This window comes from Methylocystis sp. Sn-Cys, assembly GCF_016745395.1.
Taxonomy (GTDB): Bacteria; Pseudomonadota; Alphaproteobacteria; order Rhizobiales; family Beijerinckiaceae; genus Methylocystis; species Methylocystis iwaonis.
In genome coordinates this window covers 204,180-222,390 of the sequence record NZ_JAERVJ010000003.1, presented here as the reverse complement: position 1 = coordinate 222,390, position 18,211 = coordinate 204,180, and the positions used below count along the sequence as shown (strand labels likewise).

Genomic DNA, 18,211 nt, shown 5'->3' with positions numbered 1-18,211 from the left:
TCGCGGATGGAATCGCTCCGTTGTGGCGGCGGCCGGGGAATTTGCTCCGATGTCTCGAAGAACCACTTTGATCATCGTCGCGGCTGTCGTCGGCATCGGCGGCTATTTTGGTTATCAATATTGGCTTAGCCGGCAGAATGCGCTGCCCGCGGGCATTGCGTCCGGCAATGGGCGCGTCGAGGCCAAGCTCGTCGACATCTCGCCGAAGGAATCCTTGCGGGTCAAGGAAATCCGCTTTCAGGAAGGCGACCTCGTCAAGCCCGGCGACATTTGCGTCCTGATGGACACCAATACGATTGAAGCGCAGCTCGAGGAAGCCAAGCTCAATGTCGTCGCCACTCAGGAAAAAGAAGCGGTTGAGAAGGCGACGATCGAGCGCATCAAGGCGCAGATCGAGCTTGCAAAAGTAGAGGTCGTTCGCAGCAAGAATCTCGTCGCCCAGCGCGCTGGCTCCCAGCGTGAGCTCGATGTGCGCAATACGCAACTGAAGACCACGACCGCCAGTCTTCAGGAAGAAGAAGCCAAGTTGCGCACGATCCTGCAGGAGGTCGCCGTCGCGCAGGCGAAGGTCGCGACGATCCAGACGCGAATCGACGACGCGACGCTGCGCTCGCCGGTGCTCGGGCGCGTGCTCTACAAGCTCGCGGAGGTGGGCGAAGTTCTCGCGGCCGGCGGCAAGGCGATGACGCTGGTCAATCTCCAAGACGTCTATATGGAAATCTATCTTCCCGCCGCCGACGCGGCGCGCGTGAGGCTCGGCGCGCAAGCGCGCATCGTCCCGGATCATGTCGAGGGCCGCACTGTCGCAGGCTATGTGAGCTTCGTCTCGCCGGAAGCGCAATTCACGCCCAAGCAGGTCGAGACGCGCAGCGAGCGTGAGAAGCTGATGTTCCGCGTCAAGATCAAAGTGCCGGAGAAGACGGTCTCGGCTTTCATCGAATATTTGAAAACCGGCGTGCGCGGGGTCGGCTATGTGAAGCTCGACGATTCCGTCGAGTGGCCGTCGTGGCTGCAGAAGACGCTGGAGCCGCCCGAGACCAATGGCAAGGCGGCCGCCGCCAAAGAGAACGGCCAGTGAGCCGGCGCTGATGCGCCCAACCGACACGCGCGCAGAAGCTCGGAGACCATGAGCACAGAGCCGCCGCTCTCCGCCACAAAGACTGAAACGCCGGGCGCCGTCGTCTCGATCGAGAGCGTCACCCATCGTTATGGCGCGACGGTCGCCGTGGATAATCTGTCACTCGAGATCCCGTCAGGCCGCATGGTCGGGGTGATCGGTCCCGATGGCGTTGGCAAATCGACTCTGCTGGCGTTGATCGCTGGCTCGAAGCAGATTCAGCAAGGCAAGGTGATCGCGCTCGGCGGCGATATGTCCGACGCGCGCCACCGCCGCGAGGCCTGCCCGCGAATCGCCTATATGCCGCAGGGCCTCGGCAAGAATCTTTATTTCGAGCTGAGCGTGCAAGAGAACGTCGACTTCATGGCGCGGCTCTTCGGGCTCGCGAAGCAGGAGCGCGCGAACAAAGTCAAAGAGCTTCTCGACGCCACGGGTCTCGGCCCCTTCCCTGATCGTCCGGCCGGCAAGCTCTCTGGCGGCATGAAGCAGAAAGTGGGCCTGTGCGGCGCGCTGGTGCACGAGCCGGACCTGCTCATACTCGACGAGCCCACGACCGGCGTCGATCCGCTGTCGCGCCGCCAATTCTGGAGCCTGATCGACGACATCCGCGCCAGCCGTCCGTCGATGAGCGTCATCATCTCGACGGCCTATATGGACGAAGCCCAGCAATGGGATTGGATCGTCGCCATGGACGCGGGCAAGGTGCTCGCAACCGGCGCGCCCGCCGAGCTGATGGCGCGCACGGGCGTCAGCGATCTGGAGAAATGCTTCATCCAGCTTCTGCCGGAAGAAAAGCGCACGGGGCATGTCGATCTGACGATTCCGCCGCGCCCGGCAGGCAAGACGGACATCGCGATCGACGCAAAAGGATTGACGCGCCGCTTCGGCGATTTCGTCGCGGTCGACCATGTGACGCTCACCATCGAGCGCGGCGAAATCTTCGGCTTCCTCGGCTCGAATGGCTGCGGCAAATCGACGACGATGAAGATGCTCACCGGCCTGCTGCCGCCAACGGAAGGGACAGCGACGCTGTTCGGCCAGTCTGTCGAAGCCGGCAGCATCGAGGTGCGCAACAATATCGGCTATATGACGCAGGCCTTTTCGCTCTATGGCGAACTGACCGTGCGTCAGAACCTCCTGCTCGACGCGAAGCTCTATCATATCCCCGATGAAACGGCGCGTGCGCGCATCGACACTCTCGTCGAGAAATTCGGCCTCGGCCCCTATATGGACGCGCTTGCTGGCGATTTGCCCATGGGCCTGCGCCAGCGCCTGTCGCTCGCCGTCGCAGTTCTACACGATCCGCCGCTCCTCATTCTCGACGAGCCGACCTCCGGCGTCGATCCGGTCGCGCGCGACAGCTTCTGGGAACTGCTGATCGATTTGTCGCGCAATCAGGGCGTGACGATTTTCGTCACCACCCACTTCATGAACGAGGCGATGCGCTGCGACCGTATCTCGCTCATGAACGCCGGCAAGGTGCTCGCCTGCGACGCGCCGCAGAAGCTCATCGAAGCGCGCAGGGCCGCAACGCTGGAGGAAGCCTTCATCGGCTATATGGAAGACGCAATCGGCGCGGGCGCAGCGGGCAAGAGCGAGGCCGCCGCCACATCCGCGGGTGAGAGCCAAGAAAAGAAAACGCCGCCCCCTCTCTCCGGCATTGCGCTGCGGCTCGAGCGCATGCGCGCCTATAGCGCCAATGAGGCCATGCAAATCCTGCGCGACCCGGTTCGCCTCGCCTTTGCTTTCGTCGGCTCGGCTTTGCTGATGCTCGTGTTCGGTTTCGGCATCACGACGGATGTCGAGCATGTCCGTTACGCGACCTTCGATCACGACCAATCTTTCGAGAGCCGCGCCTATCTCGACGAGTTCCGGGGAACGCCGCGCTATTTCGTCGAAACGCCGGCGGTGGAGTCCGCCGAGCAGGCGCTGAAGCGGCTGCAAGCCGACGACATATCGCTGGTCCTGGAAATTCCGCCCCGTTTCGGACGGGATCTGCGCAAAGGCGCGCGGCCCGAGGTGATGGCCCAGGTCGACGGCGCCAATACGTTTCGCGGCGAGACAGTGTCGCAATATGTGCAGAATGTGCAGAGCACGGCGCTGCGCGATCCCGCCAACGGGCTCGATCTGAAGCCGCAAAAATACAGCGCGAATTTTCAGGAACGCTACATGTATAATCCGACGTTCGAGAGCGTCTATGCGATGGTCCCGAGCGTCCCGCCGATCCTGCTGATCCTGATCCCCGCCATTCTGATGGCGATCAGCGTGGTGCGCGAGAAGGAGCTCGGCTCGATCATCAATTTCTACGTCACGCCGACGCGGCGGATCGAATATCTGCTCGGCAAGCAGCTTCCCTATATCGCCATCGGCATGCTCAATTATTTCATCCTCGTCGCCATGGCGGTCACCGTATTCGGCATACCGATCAAGGGGAGCTTTCTGATGCTCACCCTGTGCACCCTGCTCTATGTCACCTCGACGACCGGCATCGGCCTCGTGATCTCGACCTTCGTGAGCAGCCAGGTGGCGGCGGTCTTCATCACCGCCATCGTCACGCTGCTGCCCACGATCCAATTCTCCGGCATGTTGCAGCCGGTTTCGACGCTCGCCGGCAACGCCAAGATCATCGGCTCGATCTGGCCCACCAGCTACTACATGCATGCGAGCACCGGCGCCTTCACCAAGGGGCTGGGCGCCGATCTCCTGATGCGCGACGTGATCTTCCTCGCCTGCTGCATCCCCGTTCTCTGGACCGTGAGCACGCTCGGACTCAGAAAGCAGGAGAAGTAGCGATGAAGTCGCTGCTCAATATTTTCTGGCTCGGATTGAAGGAGCTTCGCAGCCTCGCCAGCGACTCCGTCATGCTCTTCTTCGTCGCCTATGCTTTCACGGGCTCGATCTATGCGCAGGCCACCGGCACGTCGAGCGAGGTGAATAACGCCTCCATCGCTTTCGTGGACGAAGACCACTCGGCGCTCTCCAAAGAGCTGATGAACGCCTTTTATCCGCCGCGCTTCCAGGAGCCGGAAATGATCACCGCCGATGAGGCGGAGCCGGCGATGGACGAGGGCCGCTATATGTTCGTTTTGTCGATTCCACCGCGTTTCCAGTCGGATCTCAGCGCCGGACGCCATCCCGATATTCAGCTCAGCATCGACGCCACCGCCATGCAGCAGGCGTCGATCGGCGCCGGCTATATCAAGAATATCGTCAATCAGCGCATCACGTCCTTCTTCAGCCGCGCCAGCGGCGCGACGCCCCAACCCATCGACCTCGTCATTCGCCGCCTGTTCAACCCGAACGGCGTCACCGCATGGTTCGCAAGCATTGTCGGCATCATCAATGAGATCACCATATTGACCATCATTCTCACCGGGGCGGCGGTGATCCGCGAACGCGAGCATGGGACGCTGGAGCATCTCCTCGTCATGCCGCTCACCGCCTTCGAGATCGCGATGGCGAAGGTCTGGGCGAACAGTCTCGTGATCCTCTTCGCCACAGGGGCGTCGCTCTATCTCATCGTGATGAAGGCGCTGGAGGTTCCCTTCGCGGGCTCGGTGGCCTTATGGTTCTCCGGCGTCGGGCTCTATCTTTTCTTCGCCACCGCGCTCGGCATCTTCCTCGGCACGATCTCACGCTCCATGGCGCAATTCGCGCTGCTCATCATTCTCGTGGTCGTCGTGCTGGAATTGCTTTCGGGCGGCAACACGCCGGTCGAAAGCCAGCCGGTGTGGCTGCAATACATCACCGTCTTTCTGCCGTCGCGGCACTTCGTCAGCTTCTCGCAGAAGATCATCTATCGCGGCGGCGGCTTGAGCGCCGTCTGGCCGCAATTTGTCATGGTCGCGGCGATCGGCCTGGCCTTTTTCAGCTACAGCCTCTCGCTGTTTCGAAAATCCATCACGGTGACGAAATGATGCGCGCAAAGAAAAAGCCGCGGCCGTCGGCTACTTTCGTCGGAAGCGCCCTTTCTGCGATGGGCCTGGCGTTCGCAATCAGCGGCTGCGCGGTCGGCCCGGATTTCCAGCCGCCGGAAGCCTCGGTCCAGGACAATTGGATCGAAAAGAGCGACAAGCGCGTTTCCAATAAACAAGTGATGAGCAATTGGTGGCGGACCTTCAAGGATCCGGCGCTCGATCGGCTCGTCCATCTCGCCGCCGAGCAGAACCTGCCCGTGCAGATCGCCGGGCTGCGTATTCTCGAAGCGCGCGCCCAGCTCGGCGTCGCCATCGGCCAGCTCTTCCCGCAGCAGCAGGAGGGCAATGGCGCCGCGACCTGGAACAAGATCAGCGAACAGGCCGCGAATAGAGCCAGCCTGCCGACGCACGCCTTCGCCGATTATTCGATCGGCTTCGACGCGAGCTGGGAGATCGATTTCTGGGGCCGCTACCGCCGCAATGTCGAGGCGGCGGAAGCCCAAATGTCGAGCGCGATCGCCGATTACGACAATGCGCTCGTTTCTCTCACGGCGGAAGTCGCGCGCAGCTATGTCAGCGTACGCACTTTCGAAAGGTTTATCGAGATCGCGCGCGAGAACGTGCGGCTCCAGAAAGAGGGCCTGCAGATCGCCGAAGCGCGCTTCCGCGCGGGCGCAACGTCCGAGCTCGACGTCGCCCAGCAGCGCGCTCTGCTCGAAAATACGATCGCCAGCATTCCCGATTTGGAGACGGGTCTGCAGCGCGCCAAGAATGCGTTGAGCGTGCTGCTCGGCCGACCGCCGGGCGGCGTGGATAAATTGCTGCAAGGGCCACGGCAAATCCCCTCCGCCTCGCCGCGCGTCGCCGTCGGCCTGCCGGCGGAGTTGCTACGGCGCCGGCCGGACCTCCGCAGGGCCGAGATGAACGCGGCCGCCGAGAGCGCGCGCATCGGCATTGCGGAAGCCGATCTCTATCCGCGCTTCTTCCTCTTCGGCGAGATCGGCGTGCAGGCCTCGGATTTAGGCAAAATCTTCGCGCCCGGCAGTCTTTTCCTGTCGACCGGACCGAGCTTTCGCTGGTCGCTTCTCAACTATGGCCGCATCGCCAACAATATCCGGGCGCAGGACGCGCGCTTCCAGCAGGCGCTGGTCAATTACGAAGATACGGTGCTCAAAGCCGCCCGCGAGGTCGAGGACGCGCTCATCGGCTTCCTGAAGGCGCAGCAACGCGCCGCCAGTCTGCAAAATTCGGTGAAAGCCGCGGAGCGCGCCGTCGAGCTTTCCTTCATCCAATATCGCGAGGGCGCCGAAAATTTTCAGCGCGTGCTCGACGCGCAGACGCGATTGCTCGAGGAGCGTAACCGGCTCGCTGACACGCGCTCGAACATCGCCACCAATCTTGTCGCCCTCTACAAGGCTCTCGGCGGCGGTTGGGAAATTCGCAATGGCAAGCCGATCGTGCCGGAGATCATGCAGGCCGGCATGATGAACCGCACCGATTGGGGCAATCTTCTACCCGCCGAAACCCCGCCGCCGGCCGATCAACTGACGCTGCCCACGCCGGCCGGGCAAACGCCGCTTCTGCTGCCGCCCGATTACGAAGCGGCGCCCATGCCGCCGGGCAGACCCGCGAATTAGAGCGGGTCCTTTGGCCGGCGGCGGACGGGTTTAAATAGCGCTGGCGTCCGCGCGGGCTTGCGATGCGAAAGCCTCGCTCCTGGCCTTTGATGATCGCCATGCAGCTCCGATTATGAGCACGACGGCTGCGAGAAATCCGACCGTCGTGCAGGTGAAAGTCGCCGCTCCCTGAAGCGAGAAATGAGGCTCGATCGGCGGCGCGTCTGCAGGGGGCTTCGCAATTAGCGCCCACTTCAGAAATCCTAGGGGATTGAAGAAAGCGCCATAACAGCTAGCGCCCATCACCCACCACGGCGGAGTGATCGAATACTGCCGGAAAAGCAGCGCAAAGAGAAATATGAATTGGGCCATCATCAGGTAGTCTATATGCGATCTGATGAGACTGTTGCGATCGACAATGAGCCCTGCGAGTTGCCCGTGCGGGAAGAACAGCGTTACCGCCAAAACCCAGGCGATCGTAAGGGCGATTGCCAGCAACAGGCCGGCAAACGCTAAAAGAAAAGTAATCCGCATTTTTGGCCTTCTTTAAATGACGACGCGTTTCAGCGTCGAATTGCGATCTGAGGAGATTATCGATGGCGGATGCGACGCGCTTGTATAAACGTGCTGCGGGAGTGGAGCAGCCAGCGCCAATTCTGCACGTCGGGAGGGGCTGCGCCTTCTGGGCCGGCGCCACAGCCTACCTCGGCGATCACCAGGGGGGCGCGCCGGTTCTTTTGGCCGGCCTTTACGGGAAGTTTCGTTTGCGCTTGCAAGGCGGCCCTTGGCTTACGTGCCGCGCCGCAATCATTCCCCCTGGCGTCTCGCATGAATTGGATTTTGCCGGAGAGCCTTTCGCCGCTCTCTATTTGGAGCCGAATTTGGGCGCGTCGGGGGTTCTGTCTCCGCTTCTTCGCAATTTTTCGGAGACCAACCGCGCCCTGATCGGCGACTCGGCCGAAATCCCGCTGTTCCGCTCGTTTTATGAAGACTCATCGAGCGTGCAATGGCTTGAAGATGCGCTGTCAGACATAACGATGTTTGCAAGGGAAACATCGAATGCAGAGCTCATCGACCCCCGTCTTTCCGCCGCAGTCGATTTGCTCCACGCGCATTACGCCGACCTGACGCCGGTGGACGATCTTGCGCGGAGGGTTGGATTATCCGCCTCTCGCTTTCAGCACCTGTTTACGCGACAGATCGGCGTTCCGTTTCGTCGGTATCGCGCCTGGAGCAGGCTGCGCGGCGTCTGGCGTCAAGTCGCCGAGGGGGCCTCTCTCACCGAGGCCGCACACGCATCGGGCTTTTTCGACTCGGCCCACTTTGCTCACGCGTATCGGAGGACCTTTGGCAAAGCGGCCTCCGATGGTCGGCGGATCGCACGAACAACGCAATCGACCGACGATCCCAAATGAGATGAGCGTGGAAGCCCAATCGGGCCAGCGCCGCTATTTGTAGCCTCGCGCGCCGGCGCTCGCACAGGCCATTGTCAAAGAGAGCCGGCGACAGCACAAGCACGTCCCGTCCCGAGGAAAACTCAAATACAGATACATTCGCGGGCCAAAACAAAATATTAATCGCCGCGTTCACAATCAATGTATACGTCAGATAAACAAATAAAGGACGCATCCAAGCTGTTTACTATTATAATTCTCTTGACCTGAGCCTTATCTACACATTTAATCTTGAGACAGGTCAATGCCGCTCCGACATCTCGTTCTCCTATGGAGAAGGACGTCGCCCGGATTTTTCCGACCCCGCCCTGGCGGGGCGTGGCGCGTCGACATTTTACCGCGGAGCGCGGCAATAGACGGCGGACATAACGATGAATTATTTCAGCAAAGCCACCAATGGGGATTTCTTCATTGCGCGAGGAGAAGCGGAGCTGTGCGACAACCTGCCTCCGTCATCCGCAAAGAACCGCATCTGGTACGTTTCCGCCTTACATCCAGAAGCGAAGCTCGTGCATTTATCAACTGATCTGAGCCGGATCGTGAGCGCGGAGAGAAGCCGCCTGGCGGGGACGCGGACCTCCTGTCTGTATCGGGTGATCGGCGTCGAGGACAAAAACAAATCCAGACAGCATGCCTACCACAAGAAATACGACCCTGCCGCGTCCGACAATGAAATCGCCTGCCTGTTGAGACTGCTCGACAGCGTCACCGACGGTATTTTGGACACATGCGTCAAGAACGAGGAAATCGACGAAAAAACCAGTCGTTTGATCGATTCGACGCTGAAGTTATTTGTGATCGACAGCGTTTCCTACCTGCTGAACGCCTGCGAGGATCGGACGGCGCCACCCGGGCTGACGGGCTTGCCCGCGAAGCATATGAGCAACATTTTAAGGGAAATTCAGAGGAACTACACAGACCCGCAGCTCTCACCGAGGAGGGTGGCGCGGAACCTGTCGATCACCGTTCGATATGTGCATGCGCTTCTCAAGCAAAGCGGAAAATCATTTTCGGAACGCTTGCAGGAGCTTCGTCTGACCGCCGCCCTCCGCATGCTGAATTCTTCCTGTTTCGATACGAGCCGCATTGGAGACATCGCCTATCAGGTCGGCTTCTCGGACCAATCCCACTTCAATCGCTGCTTCAAAAAACGCTTCGGCGCATCGCCGCGCGAGATAAGGAGGCAGGGCCGCGCCAAGCATGGTCGATATACGCCCCTTGCTCCGCATGGCGCGGTGGTGGAGCCCGAAGACTATCCCAGCGACTGAACGCGCGAGCGCCCATCCTCGCTAGCGCCCGTCCTCGCTAGCGCCATGTCGTAAAACTTGCGAACGCGAGTATCCGGCGTTGCCGGGCGGCGCAGGAGACGCCATTCTTACGACATGAGCTGCTCACTGATGATCCATGGCGGCGCCGGCGCCATAGGCGCGCCCGAGCGCTTCGCTCCCTCGCTGCGCGCCATTGTCGAAACCGGCGCCGACATGCTGACAAAAGGCGCTTCCGCGCTTGACGCTGTGACAGAGTGTGTGCGCCTGCTCGAAGACGATCCGCTCTTCAACGCTGGCCGTGGCTCTGTGCTCAACGCGGATGGCGCCGTCTATTGCGACGCATCGGTCATGGATGGACGCGGCTTATCGGCCGGCGCCGTTGCTGGCGTCAGACGCGTGCGCAATCCGGTCCTGCTCGCCCGGCTCGTGATGGAACGGACGCCGCACGTCTTTCTCATTGGCGAAGGCGCCGAACGCTTCGGCCGCGACCAGGGCGCGGTCTTTGAAGAAGACGCCTATTTTCTCACGCCCGAGAGGCAAGCGCAGCTCGCCCGCGCGAAGGCGCGCAGCGCAACGACGCTCGATCACGCTGCAACAGAGGACGGCAAGCTCGGAACTGTCGGCGCGGTGGCGCGCGACAAAGCCGGCAATGTCGCGGCGGCGACCTCGACGGGCGGCCTCGTCAATCAAATGTTCGGCCGGATCGGCGATTCGCCGGTGATCGGCGCGGGCGTCTTCGCCGATAACGACTCCTGCGCGATTTCCTGCACGGGGATCGGGGAGCAATTCCTGCGCACCTCGCTGGCGCGCATTGCTTCTCTCTTTGTCGAGACGCAAGGCATGACCGCGACGGACGCGGCAACGGCTGCGATTGCCTATCTCGTGAGAAAAGTGAAAGGCTCGGGCGGCCTTATCATCGTTGATCGCAACGGCGGATGCGGCGCCGCCTATTCGACCCCGGGAATGCTCAGGGCCTCTTTCGAGAACGGCAAGATCTCCGTCGCCGCAGGCTGATCCAGCCCGATGGTTGCGCCTCCTGCCTCGACACGCGAGAAGGCTCCCAGACTGTCGATCTTGGAGAGTTTTATGGACCAGTGGATTGCCCATATCGCCAATTCCGTCGGGACCGACCCCGCCATTGCGCGTCTTGCGGTCGGCAACGTCTTCGGCTTCCTCCTCAAGCGCTATCCGCACGGCCCCGCCGACGAATTGATCGACGGCGTTCCCGGCTCGCGAGCGGCCATCGCCGAGGCCGAGGCGGCGCCGCGCAAGAAGAGCCTGCTGAGCGGCGTGCTCGGCGGGATGGGCGGGCTGATGGGCGGCGCCAAGGGCGATATGCTTGCGCTGACCTCCGAGCTTTCGGCGCTCGGCCTCTCGGCGGATCAACTCAAGCGCCTCGCCCATGAGATTTTCGGCGGCGCGGAGCTCATCATCGGCAAGGAGAAGCTGCGCGTGATGACGGACCCTATTCCGGGCCTTTCGCAATTCCTGTGGCCAAACGGATAAAGGCGGTAGGCCGCTGACCGAGGAAAGATCGGCCGCCAAGGTCGCCTCTGAATTCGATTAGCCCTTGCGCTGATATGGCCTCAAAGCGGCGTCACGTGGGGTGTAAAGCGGGTGACGGGGCTCGCCGCGCCACGTGACGCCGAGGCAAACCATATCCTGGACCATGGCCGCCACCTGAGCGCCCCGGCCCTGTAGGTGGCCGTGCACCCCCCACGCGGCGAGCGTTGTTTTCGAGCGGGCGACAGCCTCGTAAATAGCTGTGTCGTTGTCGGCCCCCACGATGTCCAGATGCTTGGCGGCGGCAATCAGGTCGCGCGGATTTGTTGCGCGGTAGGCGAACAGATTCACCACGACAACGCCGTGCAGGCCAAGCTTCCCGGCCAAACCCATGACCTTGCGCAATGTCGGGCGAGGACGATGCGTTGCGTCGCCCGTGCTTGGGTTCAGCCCGATCCAGCAAAGCAACGGCCCGTCGCCCCAACGGCGCTCAAACGACCAACGGTAACGAGGGACGGCTTCAGGCGAATAGCGAGATGTGTCTTCGAAGTCGGATTGCATTGGATCGGAACCCCGCTGGGTCGAGGAGCAACGAGCTTGTAGACGCCTCTGCGGGGTTGAAGTCTGCATCGAAAACAGGCTCCGGGGAGCCTGTTTTCCCATCCTTGGCAGTTTTCTTCTGCGCTGCCCCGACTTTTGAGCGCCGCCGAGGCGAGCGTGCGCCCTAATAGTGAAGCTTTGCCCGGCTAGAGGTGCGATGGCTAAGCCATTTAACCCCCAGCAATTCCGGGAGCCTAGAATTACTGGTTATAATAGGCGACGCAGACGCGCTGGCCGTAATAATCATAGCCCCATTTGGCGCAGCGCGGCGCCGGAGCCGTCGCCGCGCCCACAAGCGCGCCCGTGCCCGCGCCAATCGCCGCGCCCGCCAGCGTGCCGGTGGCGCTTCCGCCCGAGGCCAGCGCGCCGATGCCGGCGCCGCCCAGGCCGCCGATCGCCGCGCCGCCAAGCGCGCGGTCGGTGGGCGAGTTGCAGCCGGCAAGCGGCGCCGCAACGATCGCCGCCGTCAGCAGCAGAATCTTTTTCATATCCGTCTCCTTTCGGGAATGACCGCGCGCGCCTCGCGCGGCGGCCCCAAGTCGTCGCCAAAACCAAGTTTTGAACTCTTCGGCGAAACCGAGTCTTCGACGCAAACGCCCAGGAACCCGCCGCGCAGCTTGGCGACATTTCGATCGACCCGCCGCGCGGGTGACGCGCCAGCGATGCCTCTGGCGCGACGGGAGACTAAAGAAAAGCTCCGCGCGTCGCTGTCGCGAAAATACAACAGGCCGTTTGTTTCCGCCGGGGGCCATTCTAACTTGGCCTTTCGGGCGCCTTTGCGGCGGCGACCGCCTCGGTTGGCTTGGGCGGAGGGCTTGGGCTCGCCAGCCAAATTTGGTAGCAGGGGCGCACCCCTTAAGTTGCAAAGGATAGCCAATGGACGCCGCCCACCGCGCCGAAGAGTTTCGCCGCCGCCTGGATTCCGCCGCCGAAGCGACGGAAGCCGCGCTCGACGCCTTGCTCGGCCCGGCGGCGCTGCCAGACGAAATCACCCGCCCTGCGCGCCTGCTGGAGGCGATGCGCTATTCGACGCTGGGCGGCGGCAAGCGGCTGCGGCCGTTTCTCGTCATCGAGAGCGCGCGCCTCTTTGGCGTCGAAGGCGCGAGCGCGCTGCGCACGGCCTGCGCGCTTGAGATGATCCACTGCTACTCGCTCGTCCATGACGACCTCCCGGCGATGGACGACGACGATCTGCGCCGCGGCCGCCCCACCGCGCATAAGGCCTTCGACGAAGCGGCCGCCATTCTCGCCGGCGACGGCTTGCTGACCTACGCCTTCGACGTCGTGGCTGATCCCGCGACCCACGCCGACGCTGCTCTGCGCGCCGCCTTGGTGCTGGCGCTCGCCCGCGCCGCCGGCCTCGGCGGCATGGTTGGGGGCCAGGCGCTGGACCTCGCGGCCGAGACGGCGGCCGTGCCTCTGACCATCGAAGAGACGCTGCAGATGCAGGCCATGAAGACGGGCGCGCTGCTGCGCTTCGCCGTCGACGCCGGCGCCATTCTCGGCGGCGCGACAGCCGCGCAGGCGTCGGCGCTCACCCGTTACGGCAAGGCGCTCGGCGCGGCGTTCCAGGTCGCCGACGACATTCTCGACGCCGAAGGCGACAGCGCCGCGCTCGGCAAGCGCGCCGGCAAGGACGCCGAACGCGGCAAGGCGACGCTGGTCGGACTTCTGGGATTGGACGGCGCAAAGGCGCGCTGCGATACGCTCGTGAAAGAAGCGACAACCGCGCTCGCCGACACCGGGCTGGCGGAAAAAACCGAAATCCTCGCCGAAGCCGCTCGCTTCGTCGCCGCACGGCGCAATTGAAACGACATGCCCGCGCGCGAAACGAAGCCGCGCCGGTCGCCATTTCTCGCGCCGTGGCGAGTGCTGCGCGCGCACGACAGGCTTGCCGTCTGCGGCGCGATCGGCGCCGCCGCCGGGCTTGCCATCCCGCAAGCGATCGATCGAGCCGAGGTCGCCATCGACTGGCTTCCAACCGAATTTGCGCTCGTGACGCGCGCGCTGATCGGCTGGGATATCGCCGTGCTGCTCTATCTCCTCACCGCGGCGCGGATCCTTCTACGCGCGACGCATGAGTCGATCCGCCGCCGCGCCCAGCTTTCCGACGAAGGCCGCAGCGCGGTGCTTTTCCTCACCGCCACGACAACTTTCGTGGCGATCGGAGCCATCATCGCAGAGCTTGGGCAGTCGAAGATGCTCTTCGCCGACGAAAAAGGCGCGCATATTGCGTTGGCGGTGACAACCGTCGTCGCCTCATGGACCTTCATGCATCTGATTTTCGCATTCCATTACGCCCACGAATATTACAGTGAAGAAGCCCATGCGTCGGATAGCGCCTCGCCGTCGCGCGGCGGCCTGAACTTCCCGAACACGCCCGCGCCGCACTATATCGACTTCCTCTATTTCTCTTACGTCATTGGCGTCGCCTGCCAGACCGCCGACGTGAACATCTGCTCGCGGCCGATGCGGGCCGTGGCGCTCGTGCATGGCGTCGTCTCGTTTTTCTTCAACACCACCATCCTCGCTTTGATGGTGAATATTGCGAGCCAATTCGTCTGATGCTCGGCGCCGACGACAAAGCGCGCATCCGCGCCATTCTCGTTGGCTCGATCGGCAATCTGGTGGAGTGGTTCGACTTCTACGTCTATTCGGCGTTCTCCCTCTATTTCGCCGACGCTTTCTTTCCCGGCGACGATCCCGTGGCGCAGATGCTTTCAGCTTCGGGCGTCTTCGCGCTCGGCTTTTTCATGCGGCCCATCGGCGCCTATATTTTCGGGCGCATTGGCGACGGGCGTGGCAGGCGCGCGGCTTTGATGCTCTCCGTGCTTCTGATGTGCGCAGGCTCGCTCATCATCGCCTTTGCGCCGACCTACGCCACGATCGGCGCGGCGGCGCCGGCGCTGCTGCTGTTCGCGCGGCTGCTGCAGGGCGCGAGTCTGGGCGGCGAATATGGGTCGAGCGCCACCTATCTCGCGGAGACGGCGACGCCGGAAAAGCGTGGTTTCTACGCGAGCTTCCAATATGTCACGATGATTGCGGGACAGCTCCTCGCCCTTGTGGTGCTGCTCGTGCTGCAGAATGTCTTGCTCGACGACCATGCGCTGCGCGCATGGGGCTGGCGCATTCCTTTCGCCATCGGCGCGCTTCTCGCCATCGTCGCTCTGCTGATGCGCCGCGATCTTGTCGAAACCGCCGCTTTCGAAGCGGCGCGCGCGGAGAAGACGCGCGGCTCGCTACACGCGCTGCTCTCGCATAAACGCGAGACGGCTACAGTGGTGGGGCTGACGCTGGGCGGCACGATCGCTTTCTATGTCTATACGACTTATATGCAGAAGTTCCTCAAGCTCTCGGCGGGGCTGAGCGCTGCCGAGACCACATGGATTTCGGCTGGCTCTCTGCTTTTCGCGCTCCTACTGCAACCGATCTATGGGGCGCTCTCCGACCGGATCGGACGCCGCCCCATGCTCATCGCCTTCGGCCTCCTTGGAACGCTCTGCACCGCGCCGCTACTGACAGCCATTCAAGACGCGCGCAATGCCTGGACAGCCTTCGGCCTCATCTGCGTGGCTTGGCTGATCGTCGGGCTCTACACGTCGATCAATGCGGTGGTGAAGGCCGAACTCTTCCCCGCTGCGATCCGCGTGACCGGCGTCGCTTTGCCCTATGCCGCCACCGTCTCGGTGTTCGGCGGCTCGGCGGAATATGTGGCGCTGTGGTTCAAGACGCAGGGCCATGAGAGCTGGTTCTATTGGTATGCGAGCGCGGCGATTTTCGTGTCGCTGGTTGTTTATGCGACGATGCCGGAGACGAGGGAGAAGATGCGGAGCTAGCCGGTAAGCCTGGATTCTTCTAGGGACATATAAATGAGTTCGGCGGCTTCGTTAACACCAACACGATCGAAAGCGTCTGGGCGCTCCTAAAGCGCCTTGCGTTGAGGGCCCACTGACCTGCAGGGCGCTGATCGCGAGAAGAAGAAAACTAAACCGCCCCTGAGGCTAGATATGGCCTTTGGGGAGTTTCTAGCCCGCGCGCTTCAGACTGACCTGACAGAGGTTGAGGAAAGCATCCAGCGTGCGAAAACGAAAAAACCGCCGCAGGAACCCCAGCGGCGGCCACAACGCTCTAAGCGTCAATCAGACGAAAGTCCTAACCGCAGCAGCGTGAATGGGCGCTGACATGCTCAAGGCGGCCAAAGCGGATACGCGTATAGGCGCGCACGCTATGGCAGGCTCGTTTAGCCATGATCCACCCCTCTCATAGAAAGGAGTTGCAAGGTGGGCGGCAGACGTGCGATTCTTGCGGTGCAGTGTGCGCAGGAATCGTGGCCTAACCACCCGGTTGCTTTGCCACCACGAAGGCCGTTACCCGTTGGCGCGGGTGCGGCCTTCTTCGTTAGTAGCCCCTGCGGCACCGGGCGGGACGGCGGCGGGGCTGAACACGTCTGACCATCACTCCTCCAATCTGATTCTTATGTTACGGCCACGTCGGAATCTTGTCAATCAGGACTGATAGTGCTATCAGATAAGCAATCAGCCAATTTCACGCGGCTCGGCGAAAGGTTTATCAGATGGCAGACGATAAGGTCGGCTCCGCTGCGGCGTCTCCTGCAAACAAGAAAGAGCGTAGCCCCTCTTTCCCATACATCGGGCTCCCGAAGGCCCTGGAACGAGCCGGAGAACTATACCTGCATGCGAAGAGGCATGAGGCTCGAACCGCAGACGTCGCCGCTGCGTGGGGGCTTGCCGCCAAAAGCAGTGCGACATTGCAGACGATCGGGGCGCTTATTGCCTTCGGGCTCATTGAGGATCAAGGATCTGGTGACTCACGTAAATTCAAGATTTCAGATCTTGGCTTCCGGGCGCTTCAGGATCAACGACCGGGTGCAAAGGACGCCGCATTGCAGGAAGCGGCGACCCGCCCGAAGCTTATCGCCGAATATGCAGAGATCTGGAAAGGGGGCCGTCCCGCCGACGGAATATGCATAAGCGAACTGCATGTAGAGAGAGGCTTCACAGAAGAGGGCGCGCGAAGCTTTCTACGCGTCTTTGATGATACGATAGGATTCGCAAAAACGGGCGTTGATGATAAGAAAGAAGATAGGAGCGAGCCCGCGCTCGCCGCGAAAGGTCCAAATGCTAAGGTCGGCGACGTTGTTCAGTGGACTAGCGGGGGTGTCGATCAGTTTAGGAACCCGGCTACAGTCGTCGGCGTTTCAGAAGACCGCCAATGGCTATGGGTAGCGGAGAGCCAAACAGGCATCCCGATGAATGAAGTTAAGGTTATCGCGCAAGGTTCGGATCATACCGCAGGAGCGGCTCCACCTAAGCCGGCGACACATCTCGCTAGTGCAAACCCAGCGGCTCCTGCTCTCGGAGAGCGCGAAGAAAAGTTCGCATTGCAAGAAGGGGACGTTACAATTCGTTTTCCTGAGAACTTGTCAGCAGACAGCGTTGAGGACCTAAGCGCCTACATCGACGTTTTTTTGAAAAAAGCTCGGCGCTCTGCCACAAAGAACTGAGCTAGTTACCGTTTATCTATCAGAAAGCCCGGCCCTTGAGCCGGGCTTTTTTCTAGCAGGGTACGACGGGGATAAAGGACAAAAAATGATGCGCTACGCTATCGTCATTGAAAAAGCAGCCGGTAATTTCTCCGCCTACGTCCCAGATTTGCCCGGTTGCATCGCCACGGGCGCCACGCTGGAAGAGATTAAGCAAGAGATCCGCGACGCCATTCGTTTCCACATCGAGGGGCTCGAAGCGGACGGGCTTCCGGTTCCGGCTCCAGCCGCAGTCGCCGAGTATATCGACGCCTGAATCGAAATCGCGCCGTGTTCACGGCTCGACGGTCGGACGGGCACTCACACCGTTACCGTTTGAACAGCTCGCATTCGGCCTTGTCATTCCCGACGCGCGCAGCGCGATCGGGAATCCAGAGCCACAAAAGCGCTGGTTTGGTTCTGAATTTCCGATCGCTCGCTTCGCGAGCGTCGGGAATGACACCGAACCGATCAAGCGGATCTCGTATCAAACCGAAACCGGGCCGACGCCCAAATCCGCCAAGCGGACAGCAAGCTCGGGCGCAAGCATCGGCGTTACCACCGCGCTCGCCGGCGCCTCTATAATTTCCGCATAGCCTGCCGCCCCCAAATGGCGATGAACCCAGATCGTCGCTCGCAGGGCGTCGACGACCCAGACTTCTCGAATGCCATAGGCGGCGTAAATGCCGATCTTGCGGCCCTTGTCGTAATTCAGGCTCGAATCCGCGACCTCGATCGCAAGCAAAACCGCCGCTCCGTCGAGCGCGCTCAAATCGAGGTCGCGCCGAAAGACGCAGAAATCGGGCTCGACGAAGGTTGAGGCGTCGAGACGCAGCATTGTCTCCGGCGCGACGGTCAAATGCTGCGGCGCCACTCTTTGAAAGAAACGGTTGAGCTCAATTTTGATCCACTCATGCCGGGCGCCTTTTGGCGACATGGGCACGACGTCCCCGCCGATCAGCTCGAAGCGCTCGTCCGCGTCGATGATGCCGACGCGGACCATCGCCTCGATCTCGCCCACGCTGAAGCGCCGCCGGAGCATGCCGTCGGCGGCCTGGGTGACGAGAGGCAAAGCCTCTGGTCGCAGATGTGGGTTCATGGCGCAGGATGATAACACGCCGCGCGCCAGGACGGCGTGGTTTTTCTAAATGTGGCGAGCCTGAAGGCTCGCGGTCCTGGGCGCCTCTGGACCGC

At 61.9% G+C, this 18,211-nt stretch carries 17 protein-coding genes; 13 read left to right on the top strand and 4 right to left on the bottom strand.

Annotated elements, in window-relative coordinates:
- The first annotated feature begins 49 nt into the window (after positions 1 to 49).
- Genes JJT62_RS08165 through JJT62_RS08150 form a run of 4 tightly spaced genes read left to right on the top strand, consistent with a single transcriptional unit; the run spans position 50 to position 6,671 of the window.
- On the top strand, positions 50 to 1,078 hold the full coding sequence (locus JJT62_RS08165) for an HlyD family secretion protein (protein ID WP_202072222.1): 1,029 nt from the start codon (positions 50 to 52) through the stop codon (positions 1,076 to 1,078).
- Between the two features lie 48 nt (positions 1,079 to 1,126).
- Positions 1,127 to 3,907 carry a ribosome-associated ATPase/putative transporter RbbA gene (rbbA, locus tag JJT62_RS08160; RefSeq protein ID WP_202072221.1) on the top strand — a complete coding sequence of 927 codons (2,781 nt, stop codon included), beginning with the start codon at positions 1,127 to 1,129 and terminating at the stop codon, positions 3,905 to 3,907.
- 2 nt (positions 3,908 to 3,909) lie between these two features.
- Positions 3,910 to 5,034: an ABC transporter permease gene (locus tag JJT62_RS08155; RefSeq protein ID WP_202072220.1), complete on the top strand. Its 1,125-nt coding sequence runs from the start codon at positions 3,910 to 3,912 to the stop codon at positions 5,032 to 5,034.
- A gap of 59 nt (positions 5,035 to 5,093) precedes the next feature.
- A complete protein-coding gene (locus JJT62_RS08150) occupies positions 5,094 to 6,671 on the top strand; it encodes an efflux transporter outer membrane subunit (RefSeq protein ID WP_246744778.1) in 1,578 nt (525 codons plus the stop codon).
- Between the two features lie 30 nt (positions 6,672 to 6,701).
- Here the strand turns inward: JJT62_RS08150 and JJT62_RS08145 are convergent, their stop codons facing one another.
- Positions 6,702 to 7,184 carry a hypothetical protein gene (locus JJT62_RS08145; protein ID WP_202072219.1) on the bottom strand — a complete coding sequence of 161 codons (483 nt, stop codon included), beginning with the start codon at positions 7,182 to 7,184 and terminating at the stop codon, positions 6,702 to 6,704.
- Between the two features lie 347 nt (positions 7,185 to 7,531).
- Between JJT62_RS08145 and JJT62_RS08140 the strand changes: the two genes are divergently transcribed.
- The 4 genes from JJT62_RS08140 to JJT62_RS08125 all read left to right on the top strand — a co-directional run bounded on the left by JJT62_RS08140 (position 7,532) and on the right by JJT62_RS08125 (position 10,878).
- Positions 7,532 to 8,065 (top strand): helix-turn-helix domain-containing protein, encoded by a 534-nt coding sequence (locus JJT62_RS08140; RefSeq protein WP_246744777.1) that lies wholly within the window; start codon positions 7,532 to 7,534, stop codon positions 8,063 to 8,065.
- Positions 8,066 to 8,475: 410 nt separating this feature from the next.
- Complete coding sequence (locus tag JJT62_RS08135; protein ID WP_202072217.1) at positions 8,476 to 9,372, top strand: AraC family transcriptional regulator; 897 nt, start codon at positions 8,476 to 8,478, stop codon at positions 9,370 to 9,372.
- Positions 9,373 to 9,501: 129 nt separating this feature from the next.
- The gene (locus tag JJT62_RS08130) at positions 9,502 to 10,386 is read left to right on the top strand and encodes an isoaspartyl peptidase/L-asparaginase family protein (protein ID WP_246744776.1); all 885 of its coding nucleotides are present in this window, start codon (positions 9,502 to 9,504) and stop codon (positions 10,384 to 10,386) included.
- 72 nt (positions 10,387 to 10,458) lie between these two features.
- Positions 10,459 to 10,878 carry a DUF2267 domain-containing protein gene (locus JJT62_RS08125; protein WP_202072215.1) on the top strand — a complete coding sequence of 140 codons (420 nt, stop codon included), beginning with the start codon at positions 10,459 to 10,461 and terminating at the stop codon, positions 10,876 to 10,878.
- A gap of 57 nt (positions 10,879 to 10,935) precedes the next feature.
- Here JJT62_RS08125 and JJT62_RS08120 read toward each other — a convergent pair whose 3' ends face one another.
- Together JJT62_RS08120 and JJT62_RS08115 are read right to left on the bottom strand one after the other, a co-directional pair.
- Positions 10,936 to 11,436, bottom strand: coding sequence for a DUF1643 domain-containing protein (locus JJT62_RS08120; protein WP_202072214.1), 501 nt, complete (start codon positions 11,434 to 11,436; stop codon positions 10,936 to 10,938).
- Positions 11,437 to 11,675: 239 nt separating this feature from the next.
- A complete protein-coding gene (locus JJT62_RS08115; protein ID WP_202072213.1) occupies positions 11,676 to 11,963 on the bottom strand; it encodes a hypothetical protein in 288 nt (95 codons plus the stop codon).
- Between the two features lie 388 nt (positions 11,964 to 12,351).
- On the opposite strand from JJT62_RS08115, the gene JJT62_RS08110 reads away from it, so the two are divergent.
- From JJT62_RS08110 to JJT62_RS08090, 5 genes are all read left to right on the top strand, one after another.
- On the top strand, positions 12,352 to 13,284 hold the full coding sequence (locus JJT62_RS08110; protein WP_202072212.1) for a polyprenyl synthetase family protein: 933 nt from the start codon (positions 12,352 to 12,354) through the stop codon (positions 13,282 to 13,284).
- 6 nt (positions 13,285 to 13,290) lie between these two features.
- Positions 13,291 to 14,040: a DUF1345 domain-containing protein gene (locus JJT62_RS08105; protein ID WP_202072211.1), complete on the top strand. Its 750-nt coding sequence runs from the start codon at positions 13,291 to 13,293 to the stop codon at positions 14,038 to 14,040.
- Entirely contained in the window at positions 14,040 to 15,311 is a 1,272-nt protein-coding gene (locus JJT62_RS08100; protein ID WP_202072210.1) for an MFS transporter, read from the top strand. Before JJT62_RS08105 ends, JJT62_RS08100 begins: the two co-directional genes overlap by 1 nt.
- Before the next feature lie 737 nt (positions 15,312 to 16,048).
- The gene (locus tag JJT62_RS08095; RefSeq protein WP_202072209.1) at positions 16,049 to 16,999 is read left to right on the top strand and encodes a hypothetical protein; all 951 of its coding nucleotides are present in this window, start codon (positions 16,049 to 16,051) and stop codon (positions 16,997 to 16,999) included.
- An 88-nt stretch (positions 17,000 to 17,087) separates the two neighbouring features.
- Positions 17,088 to 17,294 (top strand): type II toxin-antitoxin system HicB family antitoxin, encoded by a 207-nt coding sequence (locus JJT62_RS08090; RefSeq protein WP_202072463.1) that lies wholly within the window; start codon positions 17,088 to 17,090, stop codon positions 17,292 to 17,294.
- A gap of 210 nt (positions 17,295 to 17,504) precedes the next feature.
- Here JJT62_RS08090 and JJT62_RS08085 read toward each other — a convergent pair whose 3' ends face one another.
- A complete protein-coding gene (locus JJT62_RS08085; protein WP_370568504.1) occupies positions 17,505 to 18,134 on the bottom strand; it encodes a Uma2 family endonuclease in 630 nt (209 codons plus the stop codon).
- Positions 18,135 to 18,211: the final 77 nt, after the last annotated feature.

Bases quoted from the DNA above. Each gene is read 5' to 3' on its own strand.
- JJT62_RS08105 (WP_202072211.1), top strand. From the start codon at position 13,291: ATGCCCGCGCGCGAAACGAAGCCGCGCCGGTCGCCATTTCTCGCGCCG.
- JJT62_RS08145 (WP_202072219.1), bottom strand. From the start codon at position 7,184: ATGCGGATTACTTTTCTTTTAGCGTTTGCCGGCCTGTTGCTGGCAATC.
- JJT62_RS08130 (WP_246744776.1), top strand. From the start codon at position 9,502: ATGATCCATGGCGGCGCCGGCGCCATAGGCGCGCCCGAGCGCTTCGCT.
- JJT62_RS08165 (WP_202072222.1), top strand. From the start codon at position 50: ATGTCTCGAAGAACCACTTTGATCATCGTCGCGGCTGTCGTCGGCATC.
- JJT62_RS08100 (WP_202072210.1), top strand. From the start codon at position 14,040: ATGCTCGGCGCCGACGACAAAGCGCGCATCCGCGCCATTCTCGTTGGC.
- JJT62_RS08115 (WP_202072213.1), bottom strand. From the start codon at position 11,963: ATGAAAAAGATTCTGCTGCTGACGGCGGCGATCGTTGCGGCGCCGCTT.
- JJT62_RS08110 (WP_202072212.1), top strand. From the start codon at position 12,352: ATGGACGCCGCCCACCGCGCCGAAGAGTTTCGCCGCCGCCTGGATTCC.
- rbbA (WP_202072221.1), top strand. From the start codon at position 1,127: ATGAGCACAGAGCCGCCGCTCTCCGCCACAAAGACTGAAACGCCGGGC.
- JJT62_RS08155 (WP_202072220.1), top strand. From the start codon at position 3,910: ATGAAGTCGCTGCTCAATATTTTCTGGCTCGGATTGAAGGAGCTTCGC.
- JJT62_RS08090 (WP_202072463.1), top strand. From the start codon at position 17,088: ATGCGCTACGCTATCGTCATTGAAAAAGCAGCCGGTAATTTCTCCGCC.
- JJT62_RS08125 (WP_202072215.1), top strand. From the start codon at position 10,459: ATGGACCAGTGGATTGCCCATATCGCCAATTCCGTCGGGACCGACCCC.
- JJT62_RS08135 (WP_202072217.1), top strand. From the start codon at position 8,476: ATGAATTATTTCAGCAAAGCCACCAATGGGGATTTCTTCATTGCGCGA.
- JJT62_RS08150 (WP_246744778.1), top strand. From the start codon at position 5,094: ATGGGCCTGGCGTTCGCAATCAGCGGCTGCGCGGTCGGCCCGGATTTC.
- JJT62_RS08120 (WP_202072214.1), bottom strand. From the start codon at position 11,436: ATGCAATCCGACTTCGAAGACACATCTCGCTATTCGCCTGAAGCCGTC.
- JJT62_RS08095 (WP_202072209.1), top strand. From the start codon at position 16,049: ATGGCAGACGATAAGGTCGGCTCCGCTGCGGCGTCTCCTGCAAACAAG.